The sequence below is a fragment of the Tritonibacter litoralis genome, assembly GCF_009496005.1.
Taxonomy (GTDB): Bacteria; Pseudomonadota; Alphaproteobacteria; order Rhodobacterales; family Rhodobacteraceae; genus Epibacterium; species Epibacterium litoralis.
In genome coordinates this window covers 1-11,044 of the sequence record NZ_WIBF01000028.1, presented here as the reverse complement: position 1 = coordinate 11,044, position 11,044 = coordinate 1, and the positions used below count along the sequence as shown (strand labels likewise).

Below are 11,044 nucleotides of genomic sequence, written 5' to 3'. Positions count from 1 at the left end.
ATCAAGGCTTGAAAACAGACGACATTGCAGCTTGAAATACGAGCTTAACAGTCTCCGGTAAAACCGGGGCGGTTCAGACCTTTGCTCCACCGACAATCGCCACACAGGGGCGGCTGATGGTCTCAAGGGTTTCGTTCAGCGCCTCCAGCTCATCTGCCAAAGAGAACCCAGCAAATGTGGGTAGATACGATGCCAGTCCGGTAACGCTCGTATGGTTTCGGTGCGAGACGGAAAACGCGTCTAAGCAGAAGCAGTCGCCCAGGCCAGAGATCGCTTCAGCGAGTTTAGCATCGCCCTTTGTCTCGCCAGAAAAAAAGCGCGTGTTGTCGAACAGCAAGACGTCCGCCAACTCCTGCTTTGCACTTAGGATTGCCAACGGCAACGCACCGCGATGGTCCAGGAGCTCGCAGCTCAAAGCCAGTTTCTCTTGAATCTGAGGTAGCAACACTTTGAAAGAGAGCTCGGGGTCATACTGACCAGCCGGACGACCAAAATGGGACAAGAGAACAACTTGCCCTCCTTGATCGATGATGTGCCTGATTGTTGGAACGCAACGCTCGAACCGCGTCCAGCCAGAAACCAAACCGTCTTGGACTGGCAAGTTGAAATCCACCCTTATGAGAACGCGGGTGTCATGCAGGGTAAGTTCATCGATGGGTTTCACGTTAGATTTCATTGTCCGGACCTCGAGGAGCTGCCCAAAGTTTCCGCTACATTTGCCCCGATAGTGTTGAAGGATTCTGGGTCAAGGGACGCCCCGCCGATGAGAAAGCCGTCGACATTCTGAATGGCAGAAAGGCTTGCAGCCGAAGTCGCCTTCACGGACCCGCCGTAAAGGACCGGCAATGGCACACGGCGCTGTATAAGCCATTTGGCGATCACGTCGTGCGCTTCTCGAACCTGATCTTCTGAAGCTGAAACACCACTCCCGATAGCCCAAACAGGTTCATAAGCAATCGCCGCCTCGCCTGCTTGTAGAGTTTCAGGGGTCGATGCCTCTAGCTGGTCGACGATCACTTCAAGGTGCATGCTAGCTTCGCGGTCTGTAGCGCTTTCACCTATGCAGATGATTGGCGTCAGGCCGGCTTTGATGGCAGCCGCTGTCTTTTCCGCAACCTCTTCGCTGGTTTCCGAATAACTGCTTCGGCGTTCCGAGTGTCCCAAGATAACCCATCTGGCACCTGCCTCCACCAACATGTTAGGCGACAAATCACCTGTGAAAGCGCCCGAAAGATGCTGGCTGCAGTCCTGACCGCCGACATCGATAGAATGATCGGCGAAAGCATCGCATGCAGTAGTTACGAGAACCGAAGGTGGGCAGATAATCTGCTTGCATCCATTGGGTGCGGTCACCTCGATGTCGTTCGAAAACCGCTGCAAAAGCTCACGGTCTCCATTCATCTTCCAGTTTCCTATGATCAGAAATGGTTCAATGTGTGTAGCGTTGCTCATCTGATCATGTCTTCAGGATTGAGCGACCAGCGTACTGCGCAGCGTCGCCCAGCATTTCTTCAATGCGAATAAGCTGGTTGTACTTAGCCAGCCGATCAGAACGAGACAGAGACCCGGTCTTGATCTGACCACAGTTCGTTGCAACAGCGAGATCAGAGATGGTTGTGTCTTCAGTCTCTCCGGACCGATGGGACATCACATTCGTAAAGCTTGCACGGTGTGCCATCTCCACTGCTTGCAAAGTCTCCGTCAGAGAACCGATCTGATTGACCTTAACCAGCATCGAATTGGCGACACCTTGGCCAATGCCGTCGGCCAATCGAACAGGGTTTGTAACAAACAGATCATCGCCAACGAGTTGGACGTTCTTGCCGATTTTCTCGGTAAGGAGCTTCCATCCTTCCCAGTCATCTTCTGCCATACCGTCTTCGATGGAGATGATTGGGTAGTCATCGCAAAGTGCGGCAAGATAGTCTGCATTTTCAGCAGATGTGAGCGAGGCCCCCTCACCCTTCATCTCATACTTCCCGTCGACGTAATACTCAGTCGAAGCACAATCGAGAGCGAGAAAAATGTCCTGGCCCAGGACATAGCCTGCTTTCTCTACCGCAGCCTTTATGAAGTCGAGCGCGACGCGCGTTGAGGCAAGAGCTGGGGCAAATCCACCTTCGTCGCCAATGCCTGTATTGTAGCCCGCAGAGGACAGCTCTTTCTTCAGGACATGGAATACTTCGCAGCCCATCCGAATGGCATCGCGGATATTCTCCGCTGACACCGGCATGATCATGAACTCTTGGATGTCGATTGGGTTGTCTGCGTGTTCTCCCCCATTGATGATGTTCATCATCGGGACAGGTAGGATCCTCGCTGAGGCTCCCCCGACATATCGAAACAAAGGCTGGCCCGTGTATCCTGCTGCTGCCTTGGCACATGCAAGGGAGACGCCAAGGATAGCGTTCGCGCCCAACCTGCCCTTATTTGGTGTGCCGTCGAGCTCAATCATCGACTGATCGATGGTAACCTGATCCGTTACGTCCTTACCGACCAAAGCTTGAGCGATTTCACCATTAACGGCCGCGACCGCTTGCGTAACGCCCTTGCCGAGGTATCGGTCCTTGTCTCCATCACGCTTTTCAACCGCCTCATGTGCACCAGTCGAAGCGCCCGATGGAACTGCAGCACGTCCAAGCGTGCCGTCCGCAAGCACCACATCGACCTCTATCGTCGGGTTGCCACGACTATCCAGAATCTCTCTGGCGTGAATTTTTGAAATTTGGCTCATTTTCTTGTCCTTAGATCAGCTTGCCCATGGCAACGGCGGTATCCACCATGCGGTTAGAGAAGCCCCACTCGTTGTCGTACCAGCTCAGGATTCGGCACATGGTTCCGTCCATGACTTTTGTCTGGTCGGTGGCGAAGATCGATGAATGTGGATCGTGATTGAAATCTTGGCTCACAAGCTTCTCGTCGGTAACGCCGAGAATGCCGGACAATGAGCCCTTTGATGCCGAGCGGATTGCATCGTTGATCTCTTCTACACTGGTTGTACGGGGGGCTTCGAAGGTCAGATCAACAACCGAGACATTGGGTGTTGGCACTCGGATCGCAACCCCGTCTAGCTTGCCATTGAGGTCTGGAAGCACCAGTCCGACAGCTTTCGCAGCACCGGTTGAGGTTGGAATCATGCTCATGGCCGCCGCGCGCGCGCGATAAAGGTCCTTGTGCATCGTATCCAGCGTCGGCTGATCGCCTGTGTAGCTATGAATCGTTGTCATGAAGCCTTTTGAGATGCCAACGGTTTCATTCAGAACTTTTGCGACGGGAGACAGGCAGTTCGTTGTACAAGATGCGTTCGAGACCACAACGTCAGCGGATGTGAGCGTGTCATCGTTGACCCCAAATACGATTGTTTTGTCCGCGTCCTTGCCCGGCGCAGAGATCAAGACGCGTTTTGATCCGTTGTCGAGGTGAGCCTGGCAGGCGTCCTTTGAGGTGAAGATGCCCGTGCATTCGAGAACCACGTCGACGCCGCCCCAAGGCAGCTCGGCAGGGTTGCGGATGGCCGTCACGTCTATCGGGCCACGCCCCACATCAATCGTGGAATCCGTGGTTGTCACGAGCCCATCGAAACGGCCGTGCACGCTGTCATATTTCATCAAATGCGCATTGGTCTCCACGGGACCAAGATCATTGATTGCGACCACCTCTACGTCGGTTCGGTCGGCCTCGATAATGGCCCGAAGAACGTTTCTTCCGATCCGGCCGAAGCCGTTAATTGCTACTGTTGTCATGGTGTTATCCCTTTATCGCTAACATTCTGGACAAATTAAATTCTCCAAACTCGGAGAATGTTGGTTGTGCCGGCGTCCTCGATTGGGACACCAGCCGTGAAGACAATTTCTTCGCCCTTTTCGGCGAGGCCTTCAGCAAGGCATTGCTCGCAAGCAAAAATACCTGCTTCCTTGAATCGGGCCGCTTGCGGCACGACGAGGCTTTGAAGACCCCAAACCAGGCAGAGCTGCCGGGCCGTTTGTGCGCAGGGCGTGAGGGCAAGGACAGGCTTGCTCGGTTTCTCGCGAGCAACGAGGAAGGCGGTGGTGCCGGATTGTGTGAAACAGCAAATTGCAGAAATGCGAGCACGATCCGCAATCTCTCGAGCTGCAGCCGCGATAGCGTGCGAAGTATCGATTTCCATCGCATCAGGTTCGCGCACAGCCATCAGTTTTGCATATTTTGGATCCGCTTCGGTTTCGCGGGCGACTGCTGCCATGACACTCACAGCTTCTTTGGGAAACTGACCGGCGGCAGTCTCTGCAGAAAGCATAACTGCATCGGCCCCGTCGTATATCGCGGTGGCCACGTCAGACACTTCAGCGCGCGTAGGAACGGGCGCATCGATCATGCTTTCCAGCATCTGGGTGGCGACGATAACTGGCTTTCCCGCCGATCTCGCTTTGGCAACCAGGGTGCGTTGAACCCTAGGGACTTCCTGCACAGGGAGTTCGACACCTAAGTCGCCTCGTGCAACCATGATACCATCGGATTTCCCCAAGATTTCATCGTAATTGCTGACTGCAAGTGGCTTTTCGATTTTGGCGATGATCCGCGCCCTGCCCTTTACGAGCGCGCTTGCCTCTTCAACGTCGGCAGCTTTCTGAACGAAGGACAGCGCCAGCCAATCGACACCCAGTTCACAGACAAATTCGAGATCACTACGATCCTTCGAACTTAAGGCGCTCAGGGGCAGCAAGACGTCAGGGAGATTGACACCCTTCCGATCAGAAATCTGACCTCCTACCAAAACCTCGCATACAGCGTGCGTGCTTGAACTCTCGCCAACCACTAGCCGCAGTTTTCCGTCGTTTACGAGAATGGTCGAACCAACGGTCAGTGCATCGAGGATCTCTGGGTGCGGAAGGTGAACGCGATTGGCATTTCCAGGCGTCGGATCGCTATCGAACGTAAACGTGCTGCCTACGGCCAGCTCGTGTGCCCCTCCTTCAAAAACACCGCATCGGATTTTCGGACCTTGAAGGTCCGCAAGAATTCCAATTGGACGGCCTATTTCCGCTTCGACTTCGCGAACACGTTCATAGGTTTCTTTGATCGTCTCTTGATCGCCATGGCTCATGTTGAGACGGAAGACATTGGCTCCATTGTCGACCAGTGACTGAATAGTGCCCTTGTCTCGGGAAGCTGGACCCAGTGTTGCCAAAATTTTTGTGTTCGTGCGCGTCGCGGTCATCATTTTTCTCGCTTCAGTAAGCTGCGTCTAAGATTTCTCGAAAGTCGGCTTTTTTCAGAGGCACTGCATTCTTGGTGCTCGATGAGGCAAAAACTGCGGTTTCCGAAATCTCGTCAAAGTCCCTTCGATCGGGGCAATAATCGCGCAGTCGTGGGACCTGGTATCGCTTCAGCCAAATGCCAAGACCGCTCAACTCATCATTCCCGCAGCCCTGAGGGAAAACTTCCGAGAGCACCTCTATGCAGTGCTCGATTTTCCGGAAAGCATCAGAGCCTATTTCTGCCGTTGATCTGTTTTTGCTGAGTACTGGGCCAAGCAATCGACCGCAAAGAAGGCCGTGTGGTGCGTCATACCTACCACCCAGAACGGCCGCCAAGCCATGCGCCGCTCCAAGACCACCGTTCGCGAGGGCAATACCGCTACTCAGGCTCACCCAACCCATTTGGGTCCAAGCCTCTTCACCTCCGCGCTCAGCGACTTTGCGCAAAGCTTGCGCGCCCAATCGAACGTTGGGCTCAGTGATAGCGTCGGTGAAAGGTGACGCCAGACGGGAGGTAAAGGCTTCTATCGTTTGCGTCAGAGCGTCGAGGCCTGCACCAACGGCCACAGCTTTTGGAGCTGATGCGAACAAGGTCGGGTCAACCAGTGCAACGGACGGAAAGAGATGCCGACCTCTTAGGCTTTTCTTCAAACCCGTCAGACCAAGAACAACGTTACTTGTAACTTCAGCGCCGGTTCCAGCGGTGGTTGGAATTGCGACCAAGACGATCTTCGAGGAAGACTCCAAGCTGTCTTTTTCAATCGTCCCGATGTCTTCGGGCAGCTCGGACCCAAGTTCAAGGCAAAACCTAAGCGCCTTTGCCGTATCGAGAACGGAGCCACCGCCGCATGCAATAACTGCAGAACATTGCGCTCCAATGATCTCATGAAGCGCAGAGTTAACCGAAGCAACACTGGGTTCCGATGTAACCGAAACCTGGTGAACCTTCACACCATGTTCTTCAAGGTCCTCTCTAATTGGTTGAGCGGTCGTTTCGGAAGCTCCGCGAACCAACAAAACAGCCTCAACGTGCTTCGGTAGAACGGATGTCAGCGCCTTTGCGGCCCCCACTCCAAAATGCACGGAGGTCGGCGTGTTGATATGGAACTGAGCAGACATCTAGAAGGCCAGGGTGCACTCGACAGCGCGCTTCCAAGCAGCGTACTTAGCTTCGCGGGTTTGTGGGTTCATCTGCGGTGCAAATTCGCGATCCAATGCCCATAGCTTGGCAAATTCCTCTCGCTCCGGCATCGCGCCAACCTGCATACCCGCAAGCCAAGCAACTCCGAGAGCCGTTGTTTCAAGAATTTGAGGTCTGTCCACCGGCCCGTCGATGATATCGGCCAAAAACTGCATTGCCCAATTGGACGCGCTCATGCCGCCATCGACGCGAAGTACCGATTTGTCAGCCTTTGACCCGATGTCAGATGTCATGGCGTCAAGCAGATCACGTGTCTGATACGCGACGCTTTCCAGAGCTGCTTTAGCCAGCTCGTTAGGGCCAGAGTTTCGCGTTAAACCAAACACGGAGCCGCGGCATTCAGGATTCCAATACGGAGCACCGAGGCCAGTAAAAGCTGGCACCAACACAACGTTCTGCATTGGATCAGCTTTTTCTGCCAAGGGTTGGGTTTCAGAGGCCTCATGAATGATCCGAAGCCCGTCACGAAGCCATTGAACAACTGCGCCGGCGATGAAGATCGACCCTTCAAGGGCGTAGGTCGGTTTGCCATCAAGCTGATATGCAATCGTCGTCAGCAGTCTGTTTTTCGATTGCACTGGCGTGTCACCTGTATTCAGCAACGCAAAGCATCCAGTTCCGTAGGTCGCCTTAAGCATTCCGGGCTCAAAACAAGCCTGACCGAGCGCGGCGGCCTGCTGGTCTCCGGCAACACCTGAAATCGGGATTTCGCGACCGAACAAATCGGCGCGGCTCACCCCGAAGTCTGCCGCGCTGTCTTTGACTTCCGGCAGCATCTCCATCGGGATGTCGAACAAGGCGCAAATAGTGCTGCTCCACCTGCCCTTTCGAATGTCATAAAGCATGGTCCGGGCTGCATTCGTTGCATCGGTAGCATGCACTTTGCCGCCTGTGAGCTTCCAAATGAGGAACGTGTCCACCGTACCGAATAGAAGCTCGCCACGACGGGCTCTCTCACGCGCACCGTCAACATGATCGAGGATCCACTTGAGCTTCGTCGATGAAAAGTAAGGGTCGACCAAAAGACCGGTGCGGTCCGCAAACATATCGCTATGGCCAGCTTTTCTTAATTCCTCACAATAGTTGGCGGTTCTACGGTCCTGCCAAACGATGGCGTTATAGATCGGCTGGCCCGTTGATTTGTCCCAGACAACAGTGGTTTCTCGTTGGTTCGTGATACCAATCGAAATGATGTTCTGCGGATCAACTCCCGCGCGCTCAATGACGGCGCGGCAGGTTCCGGCAGAAGACGCCCATAGATCGTCGGGGTCGTGTTCTACCCATCCAGATTGGGGAAAATGTTGCTTGAATTCGTCTTGTGACGTGGCGACTGGTTTAAGGGCTTCATCAAAGATGATGGCGCGTGTCGATGTCGTGCCTTGGTCAATTGCTAGTACGTATTTCATTGGACACATGCCTCCGTCTATTGGCCGCAAAAAATGGGAGCGGTTGTGACACCGCCCGAGTTTGGTTCGCAATGAACCATCAGGAAGTTGGGAGTGATTAGTTTGTGGCGCGAGGCGCTCTCGCGCCCCGCACCTGGGAGGAGACCCGGATTACTGCCAGGATTTGATCAGCTCGTCGTAGGAGACGGTGATCGGTTCTTCATCCTCGTTTTCCAGCGGACCATAAGGTGCGCCCGGCTGAGCAAACCAGTACTCAGCGTCCTGCTCGTCGTTCATGACAGGGCCAAGATCACCCTGTACGCCTGCACGCTCGAGCCGCTCAAGAACACGCTCTTGGTCTGCACAGAGTGCATCAAGCGCTTCCTGAGGTGTTTTCGCACCGGACATTGCGTCGCCGATGTTCTGCCACCACAGCTGAGCCAGCTTCGGATAGTCAGGAACGTTGGTACCAGTCGGCGACCACTGAACGCGCGCAGGCGAACGGTAGAATTCGACCAGACCACCCAGTTTATCCGCACGATCGGTGAAGTGCTGGCTGTCGATTGTGGATTCACGGATGAAGGTCAGACCAACATCAGACTTCTTGAGGTCCACAGTCTTGGACACAACGAACTGGGCGTAGAGCCAAGCCGCTTGTGCGCGATCCACAGGTGTGGACTGCATCAGTGTCCAGGAACCGGCGTCCTGATAGCCAATCTTCTGGCCGTCTTTCCAGTACGCACCGTGTGGCGAAGGTGCCATACGCCACTTCGGCGTGCCATCTTCGTTCATCACGGGAAGACCTGGTTCCACAGTTGCTGCAGTAAACGCGGTGTACCAGAACATCTGCTGAGCGACGTTACCCTGGGCCGGAATTGGGCCAGCTTCAGAGAAGGTCATACCAGCAGCAGCAGGAGGTGAGTACTTCTCCAGCCATTCGATCGCTTTGGTCACAGCGTAAACTGCTGCAGGCGCGTTCGTCGCACCACCGCGAGCAACACAGGAGCCAGTCGGCTGGAAATTTTCGTTCACACGAATACCCCATTCGTCAACTGGCAGACCGTTTGGTTCACCAGCGTCTCCCATACCAGCCATGGACATCCACGCGTCAGTGTAACGCCAGCCCAAGGACGGGTCTTTCTTGCCGTAGTCCATGTTGCCAAAGACTTCGCCTTCAACACCAAGGTGGCTCAGATCGCGACCGGTGAAGAATTCAGCGATGTCTTCATAGGCAGACCAATTGACCGGAACACCAAGATCGTAGCCATAGGCGGCTTTGAAGTCTTCTTGGTTTTTCGGATCGTTGAACCAGTCATAGCGGAACCAGTAAAGGTTCGCGAACTGCTGGGTCGGCAGCTGGTACAGTTTCCCGTCGGGACCGGTTGTGAAGCTGGTGCCGATGAAGTCTTCGACGTCCAGAGTAGGCAGAGTAACAGCTGCACCTTCGCCAGCCATCCAGTCTGTCAGGTTACGCACCTGCTGGTAACGCCAGTGCGTACCGATCAGGTCAGAGTCGTTGATGTAGGCGTCATAGATGTTCTCGCCCGACTGCATTTGCGTTTGCAGCTTTTCAACAACGTCACCTTCGCCGATCAGGTCGTGTGTCACTTTGATGCCAGTGATAGCTTCAAATGCCGGCGCCAGAACTTCACTTTCGTACTGGTGAGTGGTGATTGTTTCAGAGACGACCTTGATCTCCATGCCTGCATAAGGTGCTGATGCGTCGACAAAAAACTGCATTTCAGCTTCTTGCTCTGCACGGCTGAGAACCGAAAGGTCTCCGATCTCTGCGTCCAGGAATGCCTTTGCCGCATCCATGTCCGCGAAGGCGGGAGCCCCCGACATGGCGAGCGCGAAGACAATCGCGGTACTTGATTTTAGCGTAAAGTTCATCATTTCCTCCCTATTAGTGGCAACCTTAGTTTTCATTCGGCATCCCGACGGTCCGCTAAAATCGCGGGGTGCCACCTTCCTCACCTAAACCCAGCGGAAAACCGCAGCAGCGTAAATGAGACAGACAATCAGTGCGAACGGTTGGTTTGCACCGATAATCCCCAGCCACGCCAAATTGATGAAGGCGGAGCCGAGAAGGGTGATGAAAAGACGATCTCCTCTCGTCGTTTCCATCCCCAGAACACCATGTCGTGGCGTTTCTTGAAATTTGATTGCAAGTATCGTGAAGACCACAAGTATCGACGCGATGATGATGAAGAACAGTGCCGTGGGCCAAGTCCATGCCATCCATTCCATGACGTTTCTCCTTTAAGTCTTACACGCGACCCAGGGCGAAGCCCTTGGCGATATAGTTGCGAACAAAGTAGATGACCAAAGCGCCCGGCACGAGGGTGAGGACACCTGCGGCTGCAAGCACGCCCCAGTCGATACCAGCGGCACCTTGAGTCCGGGTCATGATTGCCGCAATTGGCTTGGCATCCACGGTTGTGAGAGTCCGGCTAAGAAGCAGTTCGACCCATGAGAACATGAAGCAAAAGAAGGCTGCGACCCCGATGCCAGACGAGATAAGCGGCATGAAAATCTTCACGAAGAACTTACCGAACGAGTAGCCATCGATATACGCCGTTTCGTCAATTTCCTTCGGCACACCGCGCATGAACCCTTCGAGGATCCATACCGCCAAGGGCACATTAAAGAGACAGTGCGCCAGGGCGACAGCAATATGCGTGTCAAACAGCCCGACCGATGAATAGAGCTGGAAGAATGGCAGCGCAAAAACAGCCGGAGGTGCCATCCGGTTAGTCAGCAGCCAGAAGAACAGGTGTTTGTCGCCCAGAAAGCTGTAGCGGCTGAACGCGTAGGCGGCCGGCAGCGCCACAGCAAGGCTGATCACCGTATTCATCACCACATAGATCAGCGAGTTCACATAGCCCATGTACCATGCCGGATCCGACAGGATGGTGATGTAATTCTGAAACGTCAGGTTCTGTGGCCACAGCGAGAACGTGCTCAGGATCTCGGTGTTGGTCTTCAGGCTCATATTGATCAGCCAATAAATCGGCAGCATCAGGAAGATCAGATAGCAGGCCATCACAATAACCGACCCTTTGATCGCCACCCGCGCCTTCTTCTTGGGCTGCACGGTAAAGCTGGTTGTTGCAGTTGCGTCCGTCATCAATCAGCCCTCCTTTTTGTCCATAGTGGTCATAATGGTGTAGAAGACATAGGCCAGCGTCAGGATCACAAGGTTATACATGATCGAAAAC

General features: G+C 54.3%; 10 protein-coding genes. All 10 read right to left on the bottom strand.

The annotated features are described in order from the left end of the window. Positions 1-73 precede the first annotated feature (73 nt). The 10 genes from pgk to GFB49_RS20565 all read right to left on the bottom strand — a co-directional run bounded on the left by pgk (position 74) and on the right by GFB49_RS20565 (position 10,953). Positions 74-664, bottom strand: a complete 591-nt coding sequence (gene pgk, locus GFB49_RS20610) for a phosphoglycerate kinase (protein ID WP_194269435.1) — start codon at positions 662-664, stop codon at positions 74-76. 8 nt (positions 665-672) lie between these two features. Then, a complete protein-coding gene (gene tpiA / locus GFB49_RS20605; RefSeq protein ID WP_153218120.1) occupies positions 673-1,452 on the bottom strand; it encodes a triose-phosphate isomerase in 780 nt (259 codons plus the stop codon). Between the two features lie 4 nt (positions 1,453-1,456). Then, a complete protein-coding gene (gene eno, locus GFB49_RS20600) occupies positions 1,457-2,734 on the bottom strand; it encodes a phosphopyruvate hydratase (RefSeq protein WP_153218118.1) in 1,278 nt (425 codons plus the stop codon). A 10-nt stretch (positions 2,735-2,744) separates the two neighbouring features. Then, positions 2,745-3,743 (bottom strand): type I glyceraldehyde-3-phosphate dehydrogenase, encoded by a 999-nt coding sequence (gene gap / locus GFB49_RS20595; protein WP_153218116.1) that lies wholly within the window; start codon positions 3,741-3,743, stop codon positions 2,745-2,747. Positions 3,744-3,778: 35 nt separating this feature from the next. Then, a complete protein-coding gene (pyk, locus tag GFB49_RS20590; protein ID WP_153218124.1) occupies positions 3,779-5,197 on the bottom strand; it encodes a pyruvate kinase in 1,419 nt (472 codons plus the stop codon). A gap of 13 nt (positions 5,198-5,210) precedes the next feature. After that, on the bottom strand, positions 5,211-6,356 hold the full coding sequence (locus GFB49_RS20585; protein WP_153218113.1) for an iron-containing alcohol dehydrogenase: 1,146 nt from the start codon (positions 6,354-6,356) through the stop codon (positions 5,211-5,213). Further along, positions 6,357-7,844: a glycerol kinase GlpK gene (gene glpK, locus GFB49_RS20580; protein WP_153218111.1), complete on the bottom strand. Its 1,488-nt coding sequence runs from the start codon at positions 7,842-7,844 to the stop codon at positions 6,357-6,359. A gap of 150 nt (positions 7,845-7,994) precedes the next feature. Then, complete coding sequence (locus GFB49_RS20575) at positions 7,995-9,716, bottom strand: ABC transporter substrate-binding protein (RefSeq protein ID WP_153218109.1); 1,722 nt, start codon at positions 9,714-9,716, stop codon at positions 7,995-7,997. Positions 9,717-9,800: 84 nt separating this feature from the next. Continuing rightward, on the bottom strand, positions 9,801-10,073 hold the full coding sequence (locus GFB49_RS20570; RefSeq protein ID WP_153218107.1) for a DUF2160 domain-containing protein: 273 nt from the start codon (positions 10,071-10,073) through the stop codon (positions 9,801-9,803). Between the two features lie 19 nt (positions 10,074-10,092). Next, positions 10,093-10,953: a carbohydrate ABC transporter permease gene (locus GFB49_RS20565; RefSeq protein ID WP_153218105.1), complete on the bottom strand. Its 861-nt coding sequence runs from the start codon at positions 10,951-10,953 to the stop codon at positions 10,093-10,095. Positions 10,954-11,044 lie beyond the last annotated feature (91 nt).